25 protein-coding genes, 1 tRNA gene and 1 riboswitch are annotated in these 23,225 nt (G+C 63.3%); of the genes, 15 read left to right on the top strand and 11 right to left on the bottom strand.

All coding sequences use genetic code 11. The features are described 5' to 3' along the window. Window positions 1-43: 43 nt before the first annotated feature. A riboswitch (TPP riboswitch) is annotated at window positions 44-162 on the bottom strand. Window positions 163-383: 221 nt separating this feature from the next. Continuing rightward, the gene (locus AB6809_RS06370; RefSeq protein WP_006052444.1) at window positions 384-803 is read right to left on the bottom strand and encodes a GreA/GreB family elongation factor; all 420 of its coding nucleotides are present in this window, start codon (window positions 801-803) and stop codon (window positions 384-386) included. Window positions 804-1,376: 573 nt separating this feature from the next. On the opposite strand from AB6809_RS06370, the gene AB6809_RS06375 reads away from it, so the two are divergent. From AB6809_RS06375 to AB6809_RS06395, 5 genes are all read left to right on the top strand, one after another. After that, a complete protein-coding gene (locus tag AB6809_RS06375; RefSeq protein WP_371026095.1) occupies window positions 1,377-2,219 on the top strand; it encodes a DUF1223 domain-containing protein in 843 nt (280 codons plus the stop codon). A 36-nt stretch (window positions 2,220-2,255) separates the two neighbouring features. Continuing rightward, the gene (locus AB6809_RS06380) at window positions 2,256-2,894 is read left to right on the top strand and encodes a cytochrome b/b6 domain-containing protein (RefSeq protein ID WP_107706531.1); all 639 of its coding nucleotides are present in this window, start codon (window positions 2,256-2,258) and stop codon (window positions 2,892-2,894) included. 33 nt (window positions 2,895-2,927) lie between these two features. Further along, complete coding sequence (locus AB6809_RS06385) at window positions 2,928-3,719, top strand: molybdopterin-dependent oxidoreductase (protein WP_107706532.1); 792 nt, start codon at window positions 2,928-2,930, stop codon at window positions 3,717-3,719. Between the two features lie 113 nt (window positions 3,720-3,832). After that, window positions 3,833-4,063: a pentapeptide MXKDX repeat protein gene (locus tag AB6809_RS06390; protein WP_006052448.1), complete on the top strand. Its 231-nt coding sequence runs from the start codon at window positions 3,833-3,835 to the stop codon at window positions 4,061-4,063. A 393-nt stretch (window positions 4,064-4,456) separates the two neighbouring features. Next, entirely contained in the window at window positions 4,457-5,386 is a 930-nt protein-coding gene (locus AB6809_RS06395) for an EamA family transporter (protein WP_029967574.1), read from the top strand. 64 nt (window positions 5,387-5,450) lie between these two features. On the opposite strand, the gene AB6809_RS06400 is transcribed toward AB6809_RS06395, so the two are convergent. After that, window positions 5,451-7,499 carry an FAD-dependent oxidoreductase gene (locus AB6809_RS06400; protein ID WP_371026098.1) on the bottom strand — a complete coding sequence of 683 codons (2,049 nt, stop codon included), beginning with the start codon at window positions 7,497-7,499 and terminating at the stop codon, window positions 5,451-5,453. A gap of 360 nt (window positions 7,500-7,859) precedes the next feature. On the opposite strand from AB6809_RS06400, the gene AB6809_RS06405 reads away from it, so the two are divergent. Then, window positions 7,860-8,654, top strand: coding sequence for a DUF4397 domain-containing protein (locus tag AB6809_RS06405; RefSeq protein ID WP_006052451.1), 795 nt, complete (start codon window positions 7,860-7,862; stop codon window positions 8,652-8,654). Window positions 8,655-8,900: 246 nt separating this feature from the next. Here AB6809_RS06405 and AB6809_RS06410 read toward each other — a convergent pair whose 3' ends face one another. Both AB6809_RS06410 and AB6809_RS06415 read right to left on the bottom strand, forming a co-directional pair. Further along, window positions 8,901-9,035 carry an entericidin A/B family lipoprotein gene (locus tag AB6809_RS06410; protein WP_006052452.1) on the bottom strand — a complete coding sequence of 45 codons (135 nt, stop codon included), beginning with the start codon at window positions 9,033-9,035 and terminating at the stop codon, window positions 8,901-8,903. 198 nt (window positions 9,036-9,233) lie between these two features. Beyond that, window positions 9,234-10,814: a sensor histidine kinase gene (locus AB6809_RS06415; RefSeq protein WP_371026099.1), complete on the bottom strand. Its 1,581-nt coding sequence runs from the start codon at window positions 10,812-10,814 to the stop codon at window positions 9,234-9,236. A gap of 205 nt (window positions 10,815-11,019) precedes the next feature. Here AB6809_RS06415 and AB6809_RS06420 point away from each other — a divergent pair, with 205 nt between their 5' ends. The 5 genes from AB6809_RS06420 (at window position 11,020) to AB6809_RS06440 (ending at window position 13,301) form a co-directional block, all read left to right on the top strand. Beyond that, window positions 11,020-11,196 carry a DUF1328 domain-containing protein gene (locus tag AB6809_RS06420; RefSeq protein ID WP_006052454.1) on the top strand — a complete coding sequence of 59 codons (177 nt, stop codon included), beginning with the start codon at window positions 11,020-11,022 and terminating at the stop codon, window positions 11,194-11,196. A gap of 82 nt (window positions 11,197-11,278) precedes the next feature. Continuing rightward, the gene (locus tag AB6809_RS06425) at window positions 11,279-11,440 is read left to right on the top strand and encodes a DUF1328 domain-containing protein (protein WP_006052455.1); all 162 of its coding nucleotides are present in this window, start codon (window positions 11,279-11,281) and stop codon (window positions 11,438-11,440) included. An 82-nt stretch (window positions 11,441-11,522) separates the two neighbouring features. Then, entirely contained in the window at window positions 11,523-12,080 is a 558-nt protein-coding gene (locus AB6809_RS06430; protein WP_006052456.1) for a bacterioferritin, read from the top strand. A 139-nt stretch (window positions 12,081-12,219) separates the two neighbouring features. Further along, complete coding sequence (locus tag AB6809_RS06435) at window positions 12,220-12,852, top strand: response regulator transcription factor (protein ID WP_013338705.1); 633 nt, start codon at window positions 12,220-12,222, stop codon at window positions 12,850-12,852. Window positions 12,853-12,872: 20 nt separating this feature from the next. Then, the gene (locus AB6809_RS06440; RefSeq protein ID WP_035569834.1) at window positions 12,873-13,301 is read left to right on the top strand and encodes a response regulator transcription factor; all 429 of its coding nucleotides are present in this window, start codon (window positions 12,873-12,875) and stop codon (window positions 13,299-13,301) included. A 27-nt stretch (window positions 13,302-13,328) separates the two neighbouring features. On the opposite strand, the gene AB6809_RS06445 is transcribed toward AB6809_RS06440, so the two are convergent. Next, window positions 13,329-14,531 (bottom strand): MFS transporter, encoded by a 1,203-nt coding sequence (locus AB6809_RS06445; protein ID WP_371026100.1) that lies wholly within the window; start codon window positions 14,529-14,531, stop codon window positions 13,329-13,331. A gap of 208 nt (window positions 14,532-14,739) precedes the next feature. On the opposite strand from AB6809_RS06445, the gene AB6809_RS06450 reads away from it, so the two are divergent. Next, the gene (locus AB6809_RS06450) at window positions 14,740-15,255 is read left to right on the top strand and encodes a DUF2569 domain-containing protein (protein WP_371026101.1); all 516 of its coding nucleotides are present in this window, start codon (window positions 14,740-14,742) and stop codon (window positions 15,253-15,255) included. Between the two features lie 20 nt (window positions 15,256-15,275). Here the strand turns inward: AB6809_RS06450 and AB6809_RS06455 are convergent, their stop codons facing one another. The 6 genes from AB6809_RS06455 to AB6809_RS06480 all read right to left on the bottom strand — a co-directional run bounded on the left by AB6809_RS06455 (window position 15,276) and on the right by AB6809_RS06480 (window position 21,216). Then, window positions 15,276-16,103, bottom strand: coding sequence for a phosphodiesterase (locus AB6809_RS06455; protein ID WP_371026102.1), 828 nt, complete (start codon window positions 16,101-16,103; stop codon window positions 15,276-15,278). Window positions 16,104-16,145: 42 nt separating this feature from the next. After that, the gene (locus AB6809_RS06460) at window positions 16,146-17,216 is read right to left on the bottom strand and encodes an ABC transporter ATP-binding protein (RefSeq protein WP_371026103.1); all 1,071 of its coding nucleotides are present in this window, start codon (window positions 17,214-17,216) and stop codon (window positions 16,146-16,148) included. Next, window positions 17,213-18,124, bottom strand: coding sequence for an ABC transporter permease (locus AB6809_RS06465; RefSeq protein WP_371026162.1), 912 nt, complete (start codon window positions 18,122-18,124; stop codon window positions 17,213-17,215). The genes AB6809_RS06460 and AB6809_RS06465 overlap by 4 nt, the downstream gene beginning before the upstream one ends. Window positions 18,125-18,174: 50 nt before the next feature. Then, window positions 18,175-18,999: an ABC transporter permease gene (locus AB6809_RS06470; RefSeq protein ID WP_371026104.1), complete on the bottom strand. Its 825-nt coding sequence runs from the start codon at window positions 18,997-18,999 to the stop codon at window positions 18,175-18,177. Beyond that, the gene (locus tag AB6809_RS06475; protein WP_371026163.1) at window positions 18,996-20,039 is read right to left on the bottom strand and encodes an ABC transporter substrate-binding protein; all 1,044 of its coding nucleotides are present in this window, start codon (window positions 20,037-20,039) and stop codon (window positions 18,996-18,998) included. The genes AB6809_RS06470 and AB6809_RS06475 overlap by 4 nt, the downstream gene beginning before the upstream one ends. Window positions 20,040-20,148: 109 nt before the next feature. Continuing rightward, window positions 20,149-21,216 carry a LacI family DNA-binding transcriptional regulator gene (locus AB6809_RS06480; protein ID WP_371026105.1) on the bottom strand — a complete coding sequence of 356 codons (1,068 nt, stop codon included), beginning with the start codon at window positions 21,214-21,216 and terminating at the stop codon, window positions 20,149-20,151. Between the two features lie 196 nt (window positions 21,217-21,412). On the opposite strand from AB6809_RS06480, the gene AB6809_RS06485 reads away from it, so the two are divergent. The 3 genes from AB6809_RS06485 (at window position 21,413) to AB6809_RS06495 (ending at window position 23,175) form a co-directional block, all read left to right on the top strand. Next, window positions 21,413-21,497 (top strand) — tRNA-Leu (locus tag AB6809_RS06485). Window positions 21,498-21,747: 250 nt separating this feature from the next. After that, window positions 21,748-22,440, top strand: a complete 693-nt coding sequence (locus AB6809_RS06490) for a class I SAM-dependent methyltransferase (protein WP_244230938.1) — start codon at window positions 21,748-21,750, stop codon at window positions 22,438-22,440. A 327-nt stretch (window positions 22,441-22,767) separates the two neighbouring features. Further along, window positions 22,768-23,175 carry a cupin domain-containing protein gene (locus AB6809_RS06495; protein WP_371026106.1) on the top strand — a complete coding sequence of 136 codons (408 nt, stop codon included), beginning with the start codon at window positions 22,768-22,770 and terminating at the stop codon, window positions 23,173-23,175. The last annotated feature ends 50 nt before the right edge of the window (window positions 23,176-23,225 follow it).

Raw genomic sequence — 23,225 nt, forward strand, 5'->3', positions numbered from 1 at the left:
ATGGAAGTAGTCGGAATTCGCGAGAGGTGAGGCTAGAGACTGGCTGCGAAATCCGTACGCTTCCCTGCGCTGGCATTATCCAGATCAGGTTCAAAGGGTATTTCTCACCCACGTGGCACGGACCTCCGACTTCCGTGCAACGCAGGACCCCCGCGTTAGCAGCGCACACGATACACCGGGCGGGCGCTGCTTGGCAACCCGCGCGCGATGCGTGAGTGCTAATGCGGGGCAGCGCGCGGTGGTTTGCTCGGCGGCTGCGGGCGGAGAATCGCTGCGCTCTTGCATGCGCGATTTACGCACTATGCTTGTAGTGACGCGGCATGCAGAACGCAGAACGCGGAATGCAGCACGCTATGACGCGCCGCAGCACCGGCACGGGTTGCTTAACGCGTGAAGTCGTCCGCAGCTTCCGGCTGATACAGGATTTTCTCGAGCTTCAGCACTTTTTCGGCGCCGCTCGGCGGCATGAAGTGAATGTGCTCGCCGCGCTTCGCGCCGAGCAGCGCGAGGCCCACCGGCGAAAAAACATTCAGGCGGCCATGAGCGAAGTCGGCGTCGGGCGGATAGACGACCGTCCACGTCATCTGCTCGCCGCTGCTTTCGTCGACGAGCGTGGCCTGCGAGTTCATCGTGACCACGTTCGCCGGAATTTCGCGGGAGTCCACGATCACGGCGCGCTCCAGTACGTCGTCGAGCATCTCCTGAAAACGGGCGTTCGCGCCGGGCGCGGCGGCGTGCTTCTCAAGACGCGCGACGTCGAGTTCGGTGAGGTAACACTGCTTGGTCCTTCTGGTCGTCTTCACGGCGGCTACTCCAATTCGATCTGCAATCTCTGTACGAGAATAGGTCATGCGGATGGGATCGGCCCGGCGCTCCGACAGTCCCTTGAGGGACGACGCAGCTTCAGGCAAGGAGCAGGCTGCGTCAGTCGGGGTGCCGGGCGGCGAGAAGCGGAACCGTTGCCGGCAGAAGCGTTCGCGACGGTTCGCCGGCCCTTTGCGGCGCGAGTTCCACGCGCGCGCAGCCGGTTGCGCCACGAGGGCGCAAGCGGGTGAAGGCACGGGAAGTCGGAAAGCGCATGAGTGGCCGGCGGTTATCGAATGAAGTGGGTGGCGCGCCGCTTGAAAACAGAGTCATGAGAAGACCACAGCAAAGCGGCGCGATCGACACAAGCATGTTAGCACGGCGTCTTTCAGCGACCTTGGCGGACATTTCGTTGTTGTAAGTCGCAGTGTAGAAAGTTGGCGACATCGCGCAAGCATGCTTTGAGGCCGCCCGCAAACAACACAAAACAAACGGGCGAAAAAAATTTGCGGCGCGGTGTCATAACCGGCGACGCGCTTCGACAAACGTGCAGATCCTGATCGGAGCACGTCATGCAAACAGTCATCAAACGCCGGGCGCATCGGCCGTTCAAGCGGGCCGTCGCACTCGTTGCCGCGCTCGCGTTGTTGTGCGCGAGCGGCCTCGTGAGCGCGGCGAGTGCGATGTGCAGCGCGCGCAGTCCCGCCCATCGCGTGGCGCTCGTCGAGCTTTACAGCAGCGAAGGCTGCAATAGCTGTCCGCCTGCCGACGCGTGGCTCGGTCAATGGAAGAACAGCGGCGCCACGCGAAGCGTCGTGCCGCTGGCGTTGCACGTCGACTACTGGAACGGTCTCGGTTGGACCGACCGTTTCTCGCAGCACCGTTTCACCGAGCGTCAGCAGACGCTTACCGATCTTGCCGGCGGCCACACGATCTATACGCCTGAAGTGTTCGTCGGCGGACGCGAGTTGCGGACGTGGTCGCAGCAGGACAGTTTTCAAAGCCGCGTCGACAAGCTGATCGCCGAGCCGGCGCAAGCCAACATCGCGCTCGACATGAAGCCGCAGCCAGGCGGCGCGTTCGATCTCGCGGCCCGCTTCGACAGCCGGACTGCCGATAGCGCAGCACGGCTCGACGCCTATGTCGCCGTCTATGAAAACGCGCTGAGCTCGCAGGTCGGCGCGGGAGAAAACCGCGGCGCAACCTTGCATCACGAGAGAGTGGTGCGGCAGTGGATCGGGCCGGTGCCGCTGGTCGGCGGCAAGCTGCAGATTCGCCGCGATATACGGCTCGACAGTGCGGACGCGAGCGCAAACGCCAATCCGTCAGTCGATAAATTCGGCGTTGTCGCCTTCGTCGAAAACGCTGCAACGGGCGACGTGCTGCAAGTGGCCGATCTACCGCTCTGCCATTGAACGCACGACGCACGCCGCCAATCACAGGAGAGCTTCATGGCCACGCCTCACGTCGTTCGCGGCAACGCGCCGCCTGCCACGCCCGCGAGCGGCGCAATCCATCCGCTGTGGGTGCGCGTCACGCATTGGCTCAACGCACTCGCCGCGATCGTGATGATGCTGTCCGGCTGGCGCATTTACGACGCGTCGCCGGTCTTCGCCTGGTTTCGTTTTCCGACGGAAATCACGCTCGGCGGCTGGCTCGGCGGCGCGCTGCAATGGCACTTCGCCGCGATGTGGCTGCTGGTCTTCAACGGCCTGATTTATCTCGCGATGAATCTCGCGAGCGGACGCTTCGTGCGCAAGTTTTTCCCGATCTCGCCGCGCGCGGTGTGGCGCGATTTCATCGCCGCGTTGACGGGCAAGCTCTCGCACGCCGACTTGCGGGTCTACAACGCGGTGCAGAGATTGGCCTACCTGTTCGTGGTTGTCGATCTGATCGTGCTGGTGCTGTCGGGCCTCGCGATCTGGAAGTCGGTGCAGTTTCCGCTGCTGCGCGAACTGATGGGCGGCTACGACAACGCACGCATCGTCCATTTCTGCGCGATGGCGCTGATGGCCGCGTTCATCGTCGTGCATCTCGCGATGGTCGCGCTCGTGCCGCGTTCGCTCCTCGCGATGTTGCGCGGCCGCTGAGCCCAACGTTCGAAATGTTACGGATACCGAATCATGGATAAGCCATCTGACAAACTGCCGGCAAAAGCCGCCGGCAAACTGGACCGCGAGTCGATCCTCATTGATGCGAGACGCGAGCTGTCGATTCCGTCGCGGCGTCTGTTCGGCAAGCAGTTGTTGTCGCTCGGCGGATTGTCGCTGCTCACAGGCTGCTCGCTCACCGACGACGACTCCGTCAACAAGTTTCTAACGGCCGTGTCGCGCCTGAACGATCGCGCGCAAGCCGCGCTGTTCGATCCGAAGCAGTTGGCGCCGACGTATACCGAAGCGCAAATCACGCGGCCGTTTCCATTCAACGCGTACTACGGCATCGACGAAGTGCCGCAGGTCGACGCGTCCGGCTACACGCTGAAGATCGGCGGACTCGTCACGGGTCAGCGCGTGTGGACCTTGCCCGAGTTGTACGCGCTGCCGCACGCCGAGCAGATCACGCGGCACATCTGCGTGGAAGGGTGGAGCGCGATCGGCCGCTGGGGCGGCACGCCGTTCGGCGAGTTTCTGCGGCGCATCGGCGCGGATACGAGCGCGAAGTACGTCGGCTTCAAATGCGCGGACGATTACTACGAAAGCATCGACATGCCGACCGCGCTGCATCCGCAGACGCTGCTCACGTTTTCCTACGACGGCGAGCGCCTGCCCGCGAAATATGGCTTCCCGATGAAGCTGCGCATGCCGACCAAGCTCGGCTACAAGAATCCGAAGCACATCGTCGAGATGTTCGTCACCAACACGTATCCTGGCGGCTATTGGGTCGATCAGGGCTACAACTGGTTCGGAGGCTCCTGACGCGCGCGGGTCGCCGCATGCGCCGCGCGCGTGCGCGACCTCGGGCGGCAGAAGCTTCGGAAATACGCCGGCTACAGCCGGTTCGATTCATCAACTACAAACGGAGTTATCCCATGAAAAAGATTGCAATCGCAGCAGCAGCCGTCGCCCTTTTGATGAGCGGCGGCGCCGCGTTCGCCCAGGCGAGCGGCGCCATGTCCAACGATGCGATGTCGCATGACACGATGTCCAAGGATTCGATGTCGAAAGACCACATGAAAAAGGACACGATGAAGCACGACAAGATGAAAAAGGGCGACGCGATGGGCATGAAGCACGAGGCGTCGGGCGCGATGAGCAACTGAGCGCAGGCAGAGGCCCGACGCGCCGACGCGCGTGCTCGGGCCGATGCCCGCTGCATAGCCGCCACGCGCGGCGCGAATTCTCAGAGTGAGAGCCGGGGTGCCGTCTGCTCCGGCTTTTTGTTGCGTGTGCACCAAAAGTTACGATTCTTTCGCCTGGCGCGGTGGGCGCTTACTGCATAATGCGATGCGCGCCGTGCATTTGGCGCGCGAGCCGCGAATCGGCCGGAACTACCGGACCGGCACCGCGGTTCCCGTATGGCTCTCTCTGTTAGCCAACCATCGTCTTTCGCTCCACCACCATGTCCGCCAGCCTCGCCCGTTTGACCGCATCGCCGATGCGGTGTCCGCCGTCCCCACAGCGGGAAGCTCGAACGGCGCCGGCGCGTTGACGACATGTCGCAGGAACTTCCAGGCTGGTTTTCTCGTGGTTTTCCGATCCGTTTGCCGCAATCGCGCAACGGACAGATCGCGCTCGCGCTCGGCGTCGTCTATCTCGTGTGGGGTTCGACTTATCTCGCGGTGCACGTCGCGCTCGGCTCGTTCCCGCCTTTGCTGATGTCCGGCCTGCGCAATCTGTTCGCGGGCGTCGGGCTATTCGCGTTCGCGGCGCGCCGCAATCCGGTGTGGCCGAGCGCCGCCGAAATTCGCAATGCCGGGCTCGTCGGCACGATGCTCGTCGGTCTGTCGAGCGGCATGCTCGCGTATGGCATGCGCACGGTCGGCACCGGCACGGCGGCGGTGATGGTCGCGACCGTGCCGCTCTTCGCGACGGTGATCGCGGCGGTGGCGGGGCGCAAGATCGGCAGAGGCGAGTGGTTCGCGGTGGGGCTCGGGCTCGTCGGCATCGCGATCCTGAGTCACGGCGACGACACGCCCGGCTCGGCGGGCGGCAGTCTCGCGATTCTGTGCGGCGCGCTCTTCTGGGCGGGCGGCGCGCATCTCGCCGGCCGTCTCAAACTGCCGTCCGACCTGTTTCTATCGACGTCGCTGCAAATCGGCCTGGGCGGTGCGATGTCGACAATGGTCGCGTGGGTCTCCGGCGAACGCATGCTCGAAGTCCATTTTCTGCCGGTGCTGGCGTTCATCTACCTGATGCTGATCGGCACGATGGCGGCTTACGTCGCCTACGGTTTCCTGATACGGCACACGAGCCCGATCATCGCGAGCAGTTGCATGTATGTGAATCCGGTCGTGGCGGTCGCGCTCGGCGCGTTGCTTCTCGGCGAGCCCGTTACGCATTCGACGGTCATCGCGACCGTCGTGATTCTCGTCAGCGTGGGTTTGTCTTTCTGGCTCGATTATCGAAAGAAAGCGCTCGCGTGATGCGCGAGACTGCGCACGAACGGGAGCACGGCGCTTATGGAAAAGCGCGGGCCACGTTGGCGCTTTAAAGCCGCGCGGCCAGTTCGGCGCCTTCGCGAATCGCGCGCTTCGCATCGAGTTCGGTCGCGAGCGCCGCTCCGCCGATCACATGAAAACGCGGACCGCCCGCATCCGCCGATTTTCCACGCGCGGACTCCGTTGGATGCAAATCGCGCAGCGATTCCTGCCCTGCACATACGACGATATGGTCGACCTCCAGCCATTGCTCGACGCCGCCGCGCGCGATCTTCAAACCACGTGCGCCGGCTTCCAGATACGACACGCCGTCCAGCATCTTCACGCCGTTTCTCGCGAGCGTCGCGCGATGCACCCAGCCCGAGGTCTTGCCGAGCCCCGCACCGAGCTTGCCCGCCTTGCGCTGCAGTAACCAGATCTGCCGCGGCGGACGCGCGGGCGCGGGCGGCTTCAGGCCGCCGGGTTCGCTGACAGACAGATCGACGCCCCATTCGTCGAGCCACGCGTCGCGCGGCAGCGGCAGCGGTTCGTCCGCGCGATGCAGCAAAAACTCGCTGACGTCGAAGCCGATGCCGCCCGCGCCGATCACGGCGACGCGGCCGCCCACCGGCGCACCGCGCAGCACGTCGACATACGACAGAACATTGGGCGCGTCGATGCCCGCGATCGCCGGCCGCCGCGGCACGATGCCGGTCGCGATCACGATGTCGTCGTAAGCGCCGGCCGCGAGCAGCGCGGCGTCGACGCGCGTGCCGAGCCGCACGTCGACGCGATGCCGCTCGAGCTGGCTCTGGAAATAACGGATCGTCTCGCTGAACTCTTCCTTGCCCGGCACGCGCATCGCGAGATTGAACTGACCGCCGATGGTTGCGGCCGCATCGAACAGCGTCACGCGATGCCCGCGCGACGCCGCCACCGTCGCCGCCGACAATCCCGCCGGCCCGGCGCCGACCACCGCAACGGAGCGCACTTTCTGCGAACCCGCGAGCGGCCGGTACACGAGTTCGGTTTCGCGACCGGCGCGCGGATTGACGAGGCAGGTCGCGCGCTGATTCCTGAACGTATGATCGAGACAGGCCTGATTGCACGCGATACAGGTGTTGATTTCGTGCGTGCGTCCCTCGGCGGTTTTCAGCACGAACTCGGGATCGGCGAGCAGCGGTCTTGCCATCGACACCAGATCGCCCGCGCCGTCGGCGAGCAAGGCTTCGGCGACGTCGGGCGTGTTGATGCGGTTCGAGACGATCACCGGGACTGTCACGGCGGCCTTCAGCCGCGCGCTCAACGCGGCAAACGCGGCGCGCGGCACCGAGGTGACGATGGTCGGCACACGCGCCTCATGCCAGCCGATTCCTGTGTTGAATATCGTCACGCCGGCCGCTTCGAGCGCGCGTGCGACCTGCACGGTTTCATCCCATGTATTGCCGCCTTCCACGAGGTCGATCAGCGAAAGCCGATACACCACGATGAAGCGCTCGCCGCACGTCTCGCGCACGCGCTCGACAATCTCGCACGCGAGGCGCATGCGGTTTTCGATGCTGCCGCCGTAACGGTCCGTGCGCCGGTTGGTGCGCGGGCAGAGGAACTGGTTGAGCAGATAGCCTTCGCTGCCCATGATCTCGATGCCGTCATAGCCCGCGCGCTGAGCGAGCCGCGCGCAGCGCGCGTAATCGCGCACGGTCTTCTGAATGCCGGCGATGCTGAGCGCGCGCGGCTTGAACTTCGAAATAGGCGACTTCAATGCCGATGCGGACACAACGAACGGCTGATACCCATAACGTCCTGCGTGCAGGATCTGCAGCGCGATCTTGCCGCCTTCTTCGTGAACCGCTTGCGTAAGCCGCCGATGATTGCGCAGATCGAATACCGAGTTGAGCGTACCGCCGAAGGGCAGCAGCCATCCTTCGCGATTCGGCGAAATGCCGCCGGTGATGATGAGGCCGACGCCGCCCTTCGCGCGCTCGCGGAAGTACTCGGCGAGCTTCGGATAATTCCAGAAGCGGTCTTCCATGCCCGTATGCATGGACCCCATCACGACGCGATTGCGCAAGCGGGTGAAGCCGAGGTCGAGTTCCGCGAGTAAGCGTTGGTAAGACATACAGGCTGCCGTTGTAAGTATGGGGTGCGCACGAACGATACACCGCGCGCTCGGGCTCACCATCTGAGGAAAGCTTCTAATGCTCGCCGCATGTTGCCCCGTAAGACATTCTCGCGCCGCGATAAGCCAATTCGATGATCGCGGCACAGCCATTGCTCATTGGGTGCGTCCATCGACATGGACCGCGCCGCGCCTTTAAAACAGGGCGTTGCGTGCAGGGATAGGAGGGAGTGCTTCGCCGAGGACAGCCAAAACGAGACCGTTCGAATCATTGCCGAACACGGTTTCAGATGGCGGCGTCCAGAGCGTGCGCCCGCATATGAATGGGCCAGAAGCCCGACATCGATATAGGTGAACAGAATGAAACTGATTAGAACCATGGCGGCCATGATTGCCGTTGCATCCGTGCTGAGTGCATGCGGCGGAGGCTCCGACGACGTAGGCAAGGAACTGGGTCTGACGAACCCGCAAATCCATTTCGTGCATGCGATCCCGAGCGGACCGGCAGTGGACTTTCTCGTCAACGGCAACGCGCCGTCCGGACAGACGAATATCTCGTACAAGGGCGTGACGAACTTCACGAACATCAACACGGGTTCGACGAATGTCGCTTATGCGGCGACCGGCACCAAGACCGCGCTCGCGAGCGGCAATTTCCCGAACGTCTCGAAGGGCCACGAATATACGGTGCTCGCGTTGCCCGGCACCGCAGCGGCGGACATCGGCCTGATCGACGATCCGTTCGACAAGGGCCTTCTGTCGAATAGCGCGCGCGTGCGCGGCTTCAACGCATCGGGCAACGCGCCGAATCTCGACCTGTATCTCGTGCAGGCGGGCAACACCAACATCAGCACCGTGTCGCCGACCCTGGCGGGCGTCGCGTTCAAGAACGCCGTGCCGGCGAGCGGCCAGGATTCGATCTACGTATCGGGCGGCCAGTATGTGCTGATCGCGACGGCCGCGGGCAGCAAGACGCCGATCTATCAGTCGCAATCGTTCACGCTGTCGAACAACGCCGACTGGCTCATTACGTCGGTGCCGATCGGCGGTGTGCTGAGCCAGCTCGCGGTGGGGCAGATTCATCTGCTGATCGTGCAGAACGGCAATACGAGCACACCGAGTATCGAGTTGTCGAACACGCTGACGGGCGCATAAGCTCGCTAGCCAACCTGCGCGCATCGCAGCGCATGGCATAGCGGCAAGTCCTGGGAGGACGGGGCGGCGGTCCACGCAAGTGGACCGCCGCTTTGTTTTGGCAACACGGGCAACGCACAGCTCACGTTCAACAAGCACGCACAACAAAAAGCCCACTGCGGTTTCCGCGCAGCGGGCTCGATGATGCATTGCATTGCGATGAACCACCCTGCGCCGCAAGTGCGCAGGGCTTCAAGCAACAGCGATTTACTTCGCCTTCTCAGCCTGATTGGTGAGGGCGTCGCCACCCTTCGAGATGTCCTGGCCGGCACCTGCCATCGTGTTGCAGCCGGCGAGCGCGGCCGTGCCTGCAATGAGGAGCAAAGCGATCAGTCGATTCATGGAAGTTCTCCTTGTCGAGAAGGTATCGGTTGACGTGTCCCGCTAGCGGCTCTGCTAGCTGCCGACCGTGGCTTGCGCCAGTCGATCCGGTCTGATTGCATGGTAAAAAAAGGGCGCATGCGGCGCTGTCGGCTGCGCTGCGATTTTGTTGTAGGTGCGCTCTGGTGTTCGCGTCGGCGCACTCCTACAACGATGCTTTTAGTCGTTCTGCCGCGCGCTTGGGTTTGCGTCCGAGTCGCTGGCCGGCTGCGCGGCCGTGCTCGCGCTCGGCATCACGACATGAATGTCGGTGCCGTTCGGCACGCCGCGCCGTATGTCGAATCGTCCGCCATGCGCGGCGACGCGCTGACGCATGCCGAGCAGTCCATGCGTGTGCGTGCGCTTCAAATCCGCAGGCATGATGCCCACGCCGTTGTCCGCAATGTCGAGCGTCACTTGCCCCTCGCCGATATGCAGACCGATCGACACCTGCGACGCGCGCGCGTATTTCGCCGCGTTCGTCAGCGATTCCTGCGCGACGCGAAAGAGCGCGATTTCGGTTTGCTCGTCGAGCTTGATATCGTCTGCGGGAAGCTGCAGGTTCAATGTCCAGTTGTTGCGCTGCGCGGCTTCGTCGGCGAGCGTGCGCAGCGCGGTCACGAGACCGAAGTTCGCGAGCACCGTGGGCCGCATGTCCTCGATGATGCGGCGCTTCAGTGCAATGCCCTGGTCCAGATTGGCGAGCGCGCGCTGCAGCTTGCCGGCGATCTCCGGAGCGCTGTCCTTCAGCTTGCGGTTTGCCCACGCGACGTCCATCTTGCTCGCGGTCAGAATCGCGCCCAACTCGTCGTGCAGCTCGCGCGCAAGCTGCGTCTTTTCGTTTTCGCTGACGGCCTGCAAATGCCAGCCGAGCGCCTCGAGTTGACGGGTCCGTTCGTTGACGAGCTGATCGAGTTCGCCTTGCTGCGTGATCAATTGGCGCTGCACGCGCGCTTGTCTGTCTATCTGAATGCCGAGATTGCGGAACAGCAGAATGAACAACACGATGTTGAGCGCCGAGAGTCCCGCCGCGCACAACGTCGAGATGCGCTGATCGGCGCGGCTCGCGGCGAGCGCATGCTGCGCGCGGCGTTCTTCGTTATCGCGCAGCAGGCTAAGCGTGCTGTCGACGAACGCGGGGTCCACCGCCTGCTCGCTGCTCGTGCTGCCGCACGCGCCAAGCTCCAATGGATGCGGTGCGGCGCGCTGCAACGCCGCCGCGCCCGCGCCGATGCGTGCGTCGATCAGCGCACGAATCTGCGTGAAGCTCGCGAGCTCGGCGCTATCGGCTTTGGGACTGCGGTAAAAGCGCTCGAGCGGCTCTTCGCTGGCGCGAATGCGTGCGGCCGTCGCGCAAAACGCGTGTGCGGCGTCGTCGCGCTTCGTCAGAAGATAATCGCTTTGCTGCGCGCTCAAACGCGATAGCTGGCTCGCCAGTGCACTCAGTTGCACGGTGACGTCGCGGGCTTCGAGCGCCGTCTCGTACTCGGCGGCGATGCGCTCGCGCGCGGTCTCCAGAATGACGAGCCCGCCGACGGTGATCACGATTGCGACCGTCATCGCGATCGCCCAGCTTCGGCTGCGCATCCAGTCGCTCAGACGCGCGGCGGCGCGGCGCGGTTGCGCAGCGGCTTGCGGATTGGTTTGGGCATCGGATTGCGCTTCGGTTTGCGCACGACTTCCAGCCTCGCTTTGCGCTTGCTGCTTCGCGTCATGCGGGACTGCGTTGGGCAAATCAGGCACGTTCTGCACGTTCGACACATTCGGCTCCGTGGACAGCCATAGTGTAGCGTTCGCCGCCGCCAACGCGCGAGCGCTCGCGTGCGCGAATCGGCTCGTCGTAACGCTGCCGTAATCCAATGTAAGCGGATTCTCACACGAAAACCGGAGTGCGTCGGAATGCGCCCGCCGCCGCCGATGGATAGCATGAACCCTGATCCATTCATCGTTCCAGGAGGAAGCCATCATGCTGAAGTGGGCGTTGGTCTTCGCCGTCATTGCCTTGATCGCCGGTCTTCTTGGCTTTACCGGCATCGCGGCGGGCGCGGCGGCAATTGCGAAGTTCCTGTTCGTCGTATTTGTGATTCTGTGCGTGGTGTTCCTCGTGCTCGGCTTTGTGGTGACGAAAAAAATTGTCGATTAGCGCCGCTTGCATGTTTAGCGGCGCTTGAGGCAACGCCAGCGCACGAGAATTCACGCGGATACCAACAAGAAGGAGAGTCGCCATGCTTCACTATGCCATCGTCTTTTTTGTTATCGCGATCATCGCAGCGGTGTTCGGTTTTACCGGAATCGCGGCGGGCGCGGCCGAAATCGCGAAGATTCTGTTCTATATTTTTCTGGTCGTGTTCGTGGTCACGCTGCTGCTCGGCGTGTTCCGAACGTAGATCTGAGCACGACTCTAACGGCGCGTCGCGGGCATGGTCCGCGATGCGCCCATTCCCTCAATACGGATAAAGGAGAAACTCAATGGCGAACACACCTGGCGCCCAGTCGAGCGACCCGTTCGTGATGGACATTCAAAAGATTCGCGACGACGCCCGCAAGCACATGTCGGACGGACCCGTCACGCAAAGTTATGGCGCCGACCGCGAGACCGTGCTGAAGCTGCTCAACGACGCGCTCGCGACGGAGATCGTCTGCACGCTGCGTTACAAGCGGCATCACTTCATGGCGAAGGGCATCAACTCCGAAGCGGTGGCCGCCGAATTCGCGGAGCACGCAACGGAAGAGCAGGAGCACGCCGACCGCATCGCCGAGCGCATCGTGCAACTGGGCGGCGAGCCGGACTTCGCACCCGACGGCCTGAAAACGCGCGCGCATTCCGAGTACAAGGAAGGCGAGAATCTCACGGACATGATCCGCGAGAACCTGGTCGCCGAGCGCATTGCCATCGACACCTATCGCGAGATCATTCGCTATCTCGGCGAGAAGGACGTCACGACGCGGCGTCTGTTCGAAGAGATTCTCGCCGTCGAGGAAGAGCATGCGGACGACATGGCCGACCTGCTCGAGGGTCGCGAGTGATTCGGCGCGGCTGTGGGCGCGGCAGTATGAGCTTGCGGCCGGCGGTAGTGGCCGCAACACAGCCGATAACGTCGAGCGGCCACGCGACGTCATTACAATGTCTGCTTTGGAGCGATTCCATCGTACGGACACCAAGCCGATGATTCGAGTGTTGATAGCCGACGATCATGCGATCGTCCGAGGCGGTTTCAGGCAGTTCGTCGCCGACGAGCCGGACATGTGCGTCGCCGCGGAAGCCGCCACCGGCGACGAGACCATCAGCCTCGTGCGCGAGCAGGCATTCGACGTCGTGCTGCTCGACATCGCGATGCCGGATAAAAACGGCATCGACACGCTGCGCGTCATCAAGCAGGTGCGCCCCGAGCAGGGCGTGCTGATCCTCTCCGGCTATCCGGAGAGTCAGTACGCGATCAACCTGCTGCGTGCGGGCGCGAACGGTTATCTGAACAAGGACTGCGAGCCGGACGAGATCGTGCGGGCGATTCGCGCGGTGGCGCGAGGTCATCGCTATTTATCGGAGGCGGTGGCCGACACGCTCGCCGACAATCTCGACAAGCCGGCGGCGGCGCGGCCGCACGAAGCGCTGTCGGAACGCGAGTTCCAGATTTTCTGCAAGCTCGCGGCGGGGCAGATTCCCACGCAGATTGCCGAAGAACTGCATTTGTCCGTGAAAACGGTGAGCACGTACCGGGCTCGCGTGCTCGAGAAGATGCGGCTGGCGAACAATGCCGATCTCACTTATTACGCGATCAAGAACGGCCTGATCGAATAATGGACGATCGAGAGATGCCGATGAACAGCGAATCGAATACCGTTGCCGGATCAGCCAGTCACGCGCCGTTGCGCGTGCTGCTTATCGAGGATTCGCCGCTGATCCGCCGCAGCCTGGTGGAAGCCATCGACGCGTCCGGTTCGCTGCAAGTGGCCGCGTATGCCGATTCCGCCGACGAAGCCATCGCGCTCCTTGGCGACGAAGCGTTCGACGCGGTGATCGTCGACCTGCAACTGAAGCGCGGTTCAGGCGTGCCCGTACTGGCTTATTTGCAGCGCGAAGGCTTGATCGACTCGGTGTTCGCGGCGGTGCTGACCAACCACGCGCTGCCCGCCTATCGCGAGCGTTGCGAGCAGTATGGCGTGCGCCACTTCTACGACAAGTCGTTCGAATTCGATCGCGTGATCGACGCGCTGCACGAATATGCGCTCGCGCGCAGCCACGGCTGAGCGCTCGCCACACAGCAACAAGCGCAATCAATCTTTTGCGGTACGAGCCTGCAGCGCCAGATGATTCCATGCGGCCAGGCCCGCGAACACCAGACCCGCGACGCTCACGCCCACCCATCCGAACACCGGCCATACAGCGGCGCCCACAGCGGAACCGAGGGCTCCGCCGATGAAATACGCGACCATGTACACCGTATTCACGCGGCTGCGCGCGTCGGGCTTCAGCGCATAGATGCGTGACTGATTCGAAATCTGCGCGGCCTGCACGCCCACGTCGAGCACGATCACGCCGATCACGAGCCCCGCGATGCTCTTCGCGGAAAAGCCGAACACGACAAACGAAATCGCCACCAGCACGATGGACAACGTGATGATCGCGCGCGGTCCGCGACGGTCGGCGAACTTGCCCGCGAGCGGCGCAGCGAGCGCGCCGGCCGCGCCGACGATGCCGAACAGGCCAGCGGCCTGCGGTCCGAGATGAAAGGGCGGCCCGGCCAATAGCAGCGCGAGCACCGACCAGAAGATGCTGAATCCGGCGAAGAGCGCGGCGCCCGTCAGCGACGCTTCACGCAACGCGCGATGTTCGACGACCAGATGCCACATCGACACCAGCAGCTTGCCGTACGACAGCGTGGAAGTCGGCTTGCTCTTCGGCAGACGCAGCACGATCACCACGGCGAGCGCGAGCAACGCGAGCACCGACACCGCGAATACCGCGCGCCAGCCGAAGTATTCCGCGACGAAGCCCGCTGCGGTTCGCGCGAGCAGAATGCCGAGCAGCAGGCCGCTCATCACCGTGCCCACCGCATGACCGCGCTGCGACGGCGGCGCGAGTTCGGCGGCGAACGGCACCGCCTGCTGCGCGATGGTGGCGAGCACGCCGATCGCGAGACTCGCGGCAACCAGGATTGGCAGCGCCGGCGCGGCAGCGGCCACGACGAGCGCGATGCACATGCCCGCGGTTTGCAGCAGGATCAGTGCACGCCGGTCGAAGCGGTCACCGAGCGGCGCGAGCAACAGCATGCCGGCCGCGTAGCCGAGTTGCGTGACCGCGGGCACGACGCCGACCCACGACGCGCTTGCCGGAAACGACTGCCGGAAGTTGTCGAGCAGCGGCTGGTTGTAATAGATGTTCGCGACCGCGACACCGGCGATGGTGGCGAGCAGAAGCAGCAGGCCGCGCAGCGATGGATCGGCGGAAGCGGGGGCGGACGCGTTGGACGTGGACATGAGAGAGGGCGGTCGGCGGACCGGCCCATGCGCGGTCCTCAAGCGTGCCGATCATACCGGAGCGTATCGGATCGTGCTGACCCGCCGCCATTCGGATGCACGGCTCGTTTGTGACAAAAATGCGAGGTTTGATGCGGTGGGGTTCGTAGAATCGGCGGGCTATTTCTGCCCACGTGTTGCCCATTTCTTGCCCACCTCGCACGATCCGATGAAACAACGCACTGTGTGTTCGAGCCGACGTCACGCGCAAGCTGAGCTTGCGCCGCGGCGAATTGGCGGATGTCTGCTGGTCGCGCTAGTCTGCCTTGCCGCGTGGGCGTTCGTCACCGCGATCGCGTTGCGCGATCCGCTCGAAATGATGCTCGAATGGGAGTTGCTCGCCGTGTTCGTTCGCGCCGCGACGCATGGCTGGTATCGCGCGGTGATCGCGATGGTCGGCATGGACGTGGCGATCGGCGCGTTCATGGTCGCGGGCATCGGATGGTTCGCGCTGCTCGCGTGGCGCAGATCGGCGCGCTTGCCGCGGCACGTTCAGGCGTGGCTCGGCGCGATTCTCGCGATGCGAACCGGCGCGTATCTGCTGAGCGATTACATGACGCACGCAATCGGCATCGACATCGCGATTCCGTTTGATGGCCTGATGCAGGCGATCGTCGCGGCCGCGCTGGGGATACCTTATTTCCGCATGTCGCGGCGCGTGCGTCAGACCTTCGTGAACCGCTGAGCTTTACACACAGTACGCGTTCAGTCGATCAACGCGCCTTCCGGCTCATAAAACGGATACGGACCGTCGGCGGCATCGACATACGCGTGATGCGTGACGATGCCCGTCGCCGGATCGTAGCGATGCAGCGCATACGCGGGCGGCTCCATCATGAATGCCGACGGTGCCTCGTCGCGAAGATCGAGCGCGACCTGATGCGCGGGCGCCGGCACCGCGGAAGCGATCGTGCCGCCAAAACGCACGAACATCGAGCGATGCACGTGTCCGCAAATCACGCGCTCCACGTTCGGATAACGCGCGATCAATGCGGCGAGCTTGTCGGCGGCAAGCGGATCGAGCCGCAGCGCATCCATATGTCCGATGCCGCACGCAAACGGCGGATGATGCAGCGCGACCACCGTCGGCTTGCCGTTCGCCGCATCGAGTTGCGCGGCGAGCCACGAAAGCCGCGCGTCGCACAGCGTACCTGCGCTTTGACCCGGCACCATCGAATCGAGTGCGATCAGCCGCAGCGGACCGACATCGGCCGCGTACTGCACGAACGCATCGCCGCCGTGCAGTTCCGCTCGATCGGGAAACGCCGCGCGCAATGCGGCGCGGTCGTCGTGATTGCCGACGAGCAGAAAGTAGGGGATTTGAAGCGGCGCGAGCAGCGTTTTCAGGTGCTCGTACTGTTGCGGTTCGCCCTGATCGACGAGGTCGCCGGTCATGACGACGACGTCCGGACGAGGGTTCAACGCGTTCAGCGCGGCGACGCAGCGCGCGAAGTGCGCGGCCGTATCGACGCGGCGATAGGCGAGCGCGCCGGGCCGCTTGATATGCAGGTCGCTAACTTGAGCCAGCAGCATGGGTAGTCCTTTGTGTTGCGCGCGGTTTAATGCGCGCCTTCGTTACGATAGCGCAATCAGCGCGTCGTGCCCGATCGAAATGCCGACCGGCGTGCCGCGCGCCAGTTCGACGCGGCCCGCGACATCGACGAAGAGCGCATCGGGCGCGGCGCCGCTAATCGTCAAGCGCGTGCGCTCACCGAGAAACGCACTGCTTTCGATGAGGCCGCGCAACTGCGCGTGATCGGGATCGGCGAGGAATGCGTCTTCGGGGCGGAAGAATATTTCGTGCGCCGAGTCCGACTGCGCCGATAGATCCCGATGCGCCGAAGGCAGCGGTACTGCGCCGCCGATGGTCGTCAGCATGCCGCCGCGCCGCTCGCCGGCAACGCGATTGATCGTGCCGACGAATTGCGCGACCGCGCGATTCGCAGGCCGATAGTAGATGTCGCGCGGCGTGCCGATCTGCTCGATACGCCCCGCGCTCATCACGACGATGCGGTCGCCGAGTTCCATCGCCTCCGCCTGGTCATGCGTCACATACACGGTCGTGATGCCGAGGTCGCGCAGCAGCGTGTTCATCTCGCTGCGTAACGCGTCGCGCAGGCGCGCGTCGAGCGCGGTAAGCGGTTCGTCGAGCAGCAGCACGCGCGGCTCGAGGGCCAGCGCGCGAGCAAGTGCGACGCGCTGACGCTGACCGCCCGACAGTTGATCGATCGGTTTATCGGCGTGGTCGGTCAGACGCATCATCGCGAGCAATTCGTCGATGCGTCGCCGTGCGTTTTCCGCAGGCACGCGTTTGATCTTCAGGCCATAGCCGATGTTGCCGCGCACCGTCAGATTCGGAAACAGCGCGTAGCTCTGGAACACCATGCCCACCTGGCGTTTTTCGATAGGCAGCGCGGTCACGTCGTCGTTGCCAAATGCGATGCGGCCTCCGGCGTCGGGCGTTTCGAGTCCGGCGATCATGCGCAGCGTGGTCGTCTTGCCGCAACCGGACGGGCCGAGCAGCACGAGCGTTTCGCCTGCTTCGATGCGCAGATCGACCGGTTCGAGCACACGTGTGCCGCGAAACGTTTTCGCGCACTGCGTCAGCGTGATAGGAATAGAAGCGGGAAAAGAAGCGAGTGTCATGGCGTCGTGATGGACTTCGTAGCGGAAGCGGCGCCGCGTTTTTTCGCCGCGCTGCGTTGGCCGGTCGCATCGACGCCGAGCCATTGCATTGCGACGAGCAGCGGCATCGTCATGATGAAAAAGAGAATCGTGTAGGCGCTGCCGATTTCGATGCGCAACGACGCGTAGGTGTCGGCGAGACCGACCGGCAATGTCTTCGTGTCGGGCGTGTGCAGCATCCACGTCAGATTGAATTCGCCGATGGAAAGCGTGAGCACCGCGAGCGCGCCCGCGACGATGCCCGGCCTCGCATTAGGCAGCACGATGGTCAAGAACCGCTGGATGAAGCTCGCGCCGAGACTCGCCGCGCCTTCCTCGAGCGTGCGCAGATCGCTGCTCGCACACACCGCCGCGACCGCGCGCACCATGAACGGCAGCGTGAACACCACATGCCCGACGACGATAAACGCAACGCTCATGCGAAACATCGTGAAGCCGCCATACACGACGAGCAGCGCCAGCGCGGACGCAAGCCCAGGCAGCGCGATCGGCAGCACAAGAAACTCTTCGATGACGCGCGACAGCCGCGTCTTGCTGCGCGCGAGCACGTAGCCCGCGGGCACGCCGGTCAACAGCGTAATGAAGAGCGTGGCCGCCGCGACTTCGAGCGAGAGAAACACCGAGCCGTGATACTGGGTCCACACCTCGCCGAGCCAGCGCAGCGTGAAGCCGCTTGAGATGCCCTTGAAGTAATTCACCGTGAGACCCGCGAGAATCGACATCACGACCGGCACGATCAAAAATGCGCACAGCAGCAGCGTGACGAGCCACTGGCCCGCCGCGAGCCATGCTCGGCTATCGGGCAAGCGCAGTCGCGAGCGCGGTTTTTTGCCGGCCGCAGCCTCTGAAGAAACAGTGATCGAATTCATGGAGAAGTCCTGCTTGCCGTTTTCGCCGGCGTCATGTTCGACGACGGCGCTCATGCGCTCGCCGCCACAGCGGAACCGCTCACGCTGCGCGCCAATGCGAGCACGGCCCACGTGACGATGCCGAGCACGATCGAAAGTCCGGCCGCTGTGATCATGTTCGCGTTGAGCGTGAACTCGGTGTAGATGGTCATCGGCAATACGTCGATGTCGGTGGCGAGCGTGAAGGCGGTGCCGAATGCGCCCATCGCGGTCGCGAAGCACACCGCGCCCGCCGCGATCAAACCGGGCGAGAGCGTGGGCAACACGACATCGCGCGTGATGCGCCACGGCGATGCGCCGAGCGAACGCGCGGCTTCCTCGAGCGACGCATCGAGCTTCGTCGCCGAGGCCATCACCGTGACGATCACACGCGGAATCGAGAAGTACAGGTAGCCGAGAAAGAGACCGCTCATCGAGTACGCGAACACCCAGCGGTCGCCGGTGAGTTTGAGTGAGAGCGCGCCGATCAGCCCTTGCCGTCCCGCGAGCATGATGACCATGAAGCCGACCACGACGCCGGGAAACGCGAGCGGAAACGTCAGTAACGCGAGCAGCGTGCGCTTGAACGCGAACTCGCGGCGCGCGAGCAGCAAACCGGCGATCACCGAAAGCACCAGCGTTGCCGCCGTCACCGCTGCCGACAGCATGACCGTTGCGCCGAGGCTCGACATGTAGCGCGGATTCGTCAGCATCGCGCGATAGGTGGCGAACGCGTGGCCGTCGCCGCTCAGTTGCGCGAGCGCGCCCATCGGCAACAGCCAGAACGCGATGAAAATTGCGAGCGCCGGCGCAAGCAATGCGATGCGCCAGCGCAGCGGGAACGTGATGTCGTTCAATGCATCACCTGCAAATAGCGTTCGCCGAAGCTCGCCTGCTTCTCGGCCATCTTGCCGAAGTCGACCGGTTTTGCGCGCGCATAGTCGCTGGCCGGCAGGAACTTCGCGGCGGTTTGCGCGCTCATCGCATTCGCGCGCACGGGACGCAGATACGCATCGGCCCACAGTTTCTGGCCTTCGTCGGAGAGTACGAAATCCAGCACCTTCTTGCCGTTCGCTTCGTGCGGCGCGCCCTTCACGAGGCTCATCACATACGGCACGGAGATCGTGCCTTCTTTCGGAATCACGAATTCGACGTTTGCATGGTCTTTATATTTCGCGCGATAGGCGTCGAAATCGTAGTCGAGCAGAATCGGAATTTCGCCGGACATGACGCGCGCGTAGGCCGTTTGCTTCGGCACGATCGGCGCGTTGGCCTTCAATTTGCGGAACCAGTCGAGGCCCGGCTCGAAGTTATCGAGTGTGCCGCCGAGCGCCTGATTCACCGCGACCGCGCCCGCATAGCCGACAAACGCGCTCGACGGATCGAGGTAGCCGATCATGCCTTTGTACTGGGGCTTGAGCAGGTCGGCCCACGAGCGCGGCACCGGCTTGCCTTCGAGCGCGTCCTTGTTGACGAAGAAGCCGAGCGTGCCCGAGTGAATCGTGAACCAGTAGCCTTGCGGGTCTTTCAGGTTCGCGGGAATGTCGTCCCAATGCGCGGGCTTGTACGGCTCGACCACGCCCTTGTCCTTCGCCTGGAATGCCGACGATACGCCGAGATACACGACGTCTGCGACGGGGCTTTTCTGTTCGGCCATCAACTGCGCAATCGACTGGCCGGAGTTCTTGTTGTCGAACGGCACGCGGATGCCGGTCTTTTGCTGAATGGCCTTGATCTGGCTGGCCCAGTCGGCCCATTCCGGCGGACAGTTGTAGCAGATTGCGGTTTCGTCGGCGCGGGCTGTTTGCGGCGCGATGATGGCAAGCGCGGCGAGTGCGGCGCTTGCCAGCACGCCGGCGCCGGCGGCGAATACGGTGGACTGCGCGAGGCGGCGCATCAGCGAGCTTGGCGGCGATGCAAGTCGAAGGGGAGAGCGGATCACTGTAGTTATCCTCACGAAAAAAGATGGCGGGTGGTTGGATCGCCTGTTTTCAGGCAGTTGTTATTCAGGACGCTAGATGAAAGCGCGCATTCGTTTGCGGCGCGGCGGTGTCGTCACGGTTCGAAATCGCGGCGATGGTCGCGCCTTCGCGCAGACTGTGCGGAAGCGTCAGCGCGAGCGGCGCATCGCCCACGCCTTCGTCGCTGCCCGTGACGCGCGCAAGCAAACGGCGCCACGCCGCGCAGCCGATCTCACGGTTCGGCGCGCAGACGCTCGCGAGCGGCGGCGACAGCAGTTCGCCCATCGCGAGGCCGTCGAAACCGAGAATCGACATATCGCGCGGAATCTGCAGACGCGCGCGGCGCAGGCCGCGCATCACGACCATCGCGAGCAGATCGTTGCTGCAGAAAAGCGCGCTCGGGCGATTCGCGCCGTGCGTCAGATGCGCGAGCACCGAGGGCGCGAGTTCGTCCGCGTTGAAGTCGACTTCGAGCGCGGGGGCGGGCATGAGGCCGGCTTGCTGCATCGCCTGTGCATAGCCGAGGTGACGTTGACGCGCGCGGTCCGACGCGGCGAGCGTGCCGGCGAGCATCAGGATGCGGCGATGGCCGTGAGCGATCAGCATGCGCACGCCTTCGTACGCGGCGAGACGGTTGTCGACGGACACCGACGGACGCCGCACCGTGTCGTTGTGCATCAGCACATAGAGGAGGCCGTCGCGATCGAGTTCGTCGAGAAGCGGATGCGTGTCGGCGTCGGTGACTGTGAGGATCAACCCTTCCACGCGATGTTCGCGCAGCGTTTCGATTGCGCGGCGTTCGCGGTCGGCGTCGTATTGCGTGGTCATCAGCATGAGCCGGTAGCCGTGCGTCGCCGCGAGTTCGTCGATGCCTTGCAGACATTCGGCGAACACCGGATTCGCGAGCGTCGGCACGATCACGCCGATCAGGCGCGTGCGCTCGCCGCGCAACTGACGGCCGAGCGGGTTGGGCCGGAAGCGCAGCGCGTCGATGGACTGCCGGACCTTGTCGAGCGTGACGGGGTTCACGGTGTGCGGCGCGTTGATCGCGCGCGAGACCGTCGCGATGGAGAAGCCCGCGTGCGCAGCGACATCCTTGATCGTCGGGGTCATGGTTTCCGCTCGGTGGTGTCCGTTCGATGTAAACGTTTTCGGTGCCGATTATCGGGAACGTTTGTGACCGGGGGATGACTTCGGCGCGGCGGCGGAGTGGAGGGTTTGTGAGGTGGCGGCTAGCGCGATTGATTAGCCCGTTGGTTGGCCCGGCGGCCAATGGTAGAATGCGCGTCCACGCGGTTTTGCCTCCCTCGCCGGGATGATGAAATTGGTAAACATAGCGGACTTAAAATCCGCCGCCTAACGGCTTGCCGGTTCGAGTCCGGTTCCCGGCACCAGAGAACCAGGGCTTTCGGCGCGTGCGTCTCCGATTCAATTGACGCCGCCGCCACTTCAGCACTTCACCCATCTCCTCGCGGCGGATTCGCCCATACTCCTTACACAATCTTTCCTGTGTGGTAGAGTTTTCGCTGCGGTCGAAGCGATGCTCATCTGCAGCGAAGGCGATTAATTCATTAATTGAGAATCCGCGAGAGAGACTTATCGATCATGCATAACCTGAATTGGAAGAGCGACACGGACTTCGAGATGGGTGGCTACATCTTGCGCATGAATTATGAGCACGGTGGCAGCAAATTGAAGTCCGAGGGAAATGAGTTCCTTCTCATGAAGGCAAAAAACTTCCTCGGGCACTACACATCGCTTCGTCCGGAAGAATGCCGAAAAGTACTTGAATTAGGCGTTTATCAGGGCGGCTCCTTCGTCTTTCTGGATCAGCTTTTAAAGCCCGAAAAGATCTCGGCTCTCGAGTTATCGACTACTCCCATCCCCGCGCTCGATGAATACGTCGAGAAGAATGCCGGCCGCGCCAGGCTTTACTACGGGACGTCGCAAGACGACGTAGCTAAACTCCATCAAATCGTCGACGAAGATTTCGGCGGTGAACTGGACCTGGTGGTAGACGACGCTTCGCACTTTTACGAGCAGACGAAAACGTCGTTCAAGACGCTTTTCCCATTGGTTCGCCCTGGCGGTCTTTACATCATTGAAGATTGGAACTGGTCGTTTCAGGATGCATTTCAGGCATCCGATAATGGCTGGTTCCCCGTTCCGTCTCCGGCGAATCTGATGGTCGATCTGCTGGAAGACATGACCCGCAACCGCATGATTGCCGGGGTCGAAGTTCATCGCGAATTGTGGAAGATTCGCAGATCAGACGTTAATACCGGCGAAGTCTTTGCATCGCAAGGACGCAGAGGGCGGTCGATAGGACTCTTGTGACAGCGGTTCGCCGTGCCAACTGCTATTCGTTTGGCGCGGCTAAATCACAAACTCCGCACAAACCACCGCACAGAGCACCGCACTAACCGCCGAAACGTTTCCCGTGTTGCCGGCGCCTGCTTGTGCCTGATTGGTGCCAGCCGGACAACACCGTGATCCCATCCGCGGGTCTACCGCGCCACGCCACGTCGGCCTACGATGACTTCGTGGCGCTCATCGCCGCTCACGGCATCCGCCAGGCGCAAGCGTTCACCGCAGCGTCCACTTCTTCCGTTCCTTGCCAACTTCGTCGCGCATGGGCAGGGCGCGCTATTTGAGAGGCACATCATGTTTTCACCAAAGAACACTGCAATCGCCATGCTCGTCGTCGCGGCTGCGCCTGTCGGCGTGGCCGGTGCAGCGGCGCCCGAAGCCGTCGTGGCGCCGCTGATGGAAAAGGCGCTCGACGATTATCCCGGCAAGGAAGCGCTGATGATCACCGTGACCTATCCGCCGGGTTCCGTCGATCCCGTTCATCGGCATCATGCGCACGCCTTCGTCTATGTGCTGGAGGGATCGATTGTGATGCAGGTCAAGGGCGGCAAGGAAGTCACGCTTACGCCTGGGCAGACCTTCTACGAAGGGCCGAACGATGTCCATACCGTCGGGCGCAACGCGAGCCAGACGCAACCGGCGAAGTTCATCGTGCTTCTTCTGAAGGACAAGGGCGCGCCTGTTCTGGTGCCGGAGAAGTAAGCGCGTTCGTCATACGTCGATAGTCCAAATGTGCGAATCTGCGCAAACCG

This window comes from Paraburkholderia sp. RCC_158 (assembly GCF_041355255.1).
GTDB lineage: Bacteria > Pseudomonadota > Gammaproteobacteria > Burkholderiales > Burkholderiaceae > Paraburkholderia > Paraburkholderia graminis.

Bases quoted from the DNA above. Each gene is read 5' to 3' on its own strand.
- AB6809_RS06375 (WP_371026095.1), top strand. From the start codon at position 1,377: ATGCAAACAGTCATCAAACGCCGGGCGCATCGGCCGTTCAAGCGGGCC.
- AB6809_RS06380 (WP_107706531.1), top strand. From the start codon at position 2,256: ATGGCCACGCCTCACGTCGTTCGCGGCAACGCGCCGCCTGCCACGCCC.
- AB6809_RS06385 (WP_107706532.1), top strand. From the start codon at position 2,928: ATGGATAAGCCATCTGACAAACTGCCGGCAAAAGCCGCCGGCAAACTG.
- AB6809_RS06390 (WP_006052448.1), top strand. From the start codon at position 3,833: ATGAAAAAGATTGCAATCGCAGCAGCAGCCGTCGCCCTTTTGATGAGC.
- AB6809_RS06395 (WP_029967574.1), top strand. From the start codon at position 4,457: ATGTCGCAGGAACTTCCAGGCTGGTTTTCTCGTGGTTTTCCGATCCGT.
- AB6809_RS06400 (WP_371026098.1), bottom strand. From the start codon at position 7,499: ATGTCTTACCAACGCTTACTCGCGGAACTCGACCTCGGCTTCACCCGC.
- AB6809_RS06405 (WP_006052451.1), top strand. From the start codon at position 7,860: ATGAAACTGATTAGAACCATGGCGGCCATGATTGCCGTTGCATCCGTG.
- AB6809_RS06410 (WP_006052452.1), bottom strand. From the start codon at position 9,035: ATGAATCGACTGATCGCTTTGCTCCTCATTGCAGGCACGGCCGCGCTC.
- AB6809_RS06420 (WP_006052454.1), top strand. From the start codon at position 11,020: ATGCTGAAGTGGGCGTTGGTCTTCGCCGTCATTGCCTTGATCGCCGGT.
- AB6809_RS06425 (WP_006052455.1), top strand. From the start codon at position 11,279: ATGCTTCACTATGCCATCGTCTTTTTTGTTATCGCGATCATCGCAGCG.
- AB6809_RS06430 (WP_006052456.1), top strand. From the start codon at position 11,523: ATGGCGAACACACCTGGCGCCCAGTCGAGCGACCCGTTCGTGATGGAC.
- AB6809_RS06435 (WP_013338705.1), top strand. From the start codon at position 12,220: ATGATTCGAGTGTTGATAGCCGACGATCATGCGATCGTCCGAGGCGGT.
- AB6809_RS06440 (WP_035569834.1), top strand. From the start codon at position 12,873: ATGAACAGCGAATCGAATACCGTTGCCGGATCAGCCAGTCACGCGCCG.
- AB6809_RS06445 (WP_371026100.1), bottom strand. From the start codon at position 14,531: ATGTCCACGTCCAACGCGTCCGCCCCCGCTTCCGCCGATCCATCGCTG.
- AB6809_RS06450 (WP_371026101.1), top strand. From the start codon at position 14,740: ATGAAACAACGCACTGTGTGTTCGAGCCGACGTCACGCGCAAGCTGAG.
- AB6809_RS06455 (WP_371026102.1), bottom strand. From the start codon at position 16,103: ATGCTGCTGGCTCAAGTTAGCGACCTGCATATCAAGCGGCCCGGCGCG.
- AB6809_RS06460 (WP_371026103.1), bottom strand. From the start codon at position 17,216: ATGACACTCGCTTCTTTTCCCGCTTCTATTCCTATCACGCTGACGCAG.
- AB6809_RS06465 (WP_371026162.1), bottom strand. From the start codon at position 18,124: ATGAATTCGATCACTGTTTCTTCAGAGGCTGCGGCCGGCAAAAAACCG.
- AB6809_RS06475 (WP_371026163.1), bottom strand. From the start codon at position 20,039: ATGCGCCGCCTCGCGCAGTCCACCGTATTCGCCGCCGGCGCCGGCGTG.
- AB6809_RS06480 (WP_371026105.1), bottom strand. From the start codon at position 21,216: ATGACCCCGACGATCAAGGATGTCGCTGCGCACGCGGGCTTCTCCATC.
- AB6809_RS06490 (WP_244230938.1), top strand. From the start codon at position 21,748: ATGGGTGGCTACATCTTGCGCATGAATTATGAGCACGGTGGCAGCAAA.
- AB6809_RS06495 (WP_371026106.1), top strand. From the start codon at position 22,768: ATGTTTTCACCAAAGAACACTGCAATCGCCATGCTCGTCGTCGCGGCT.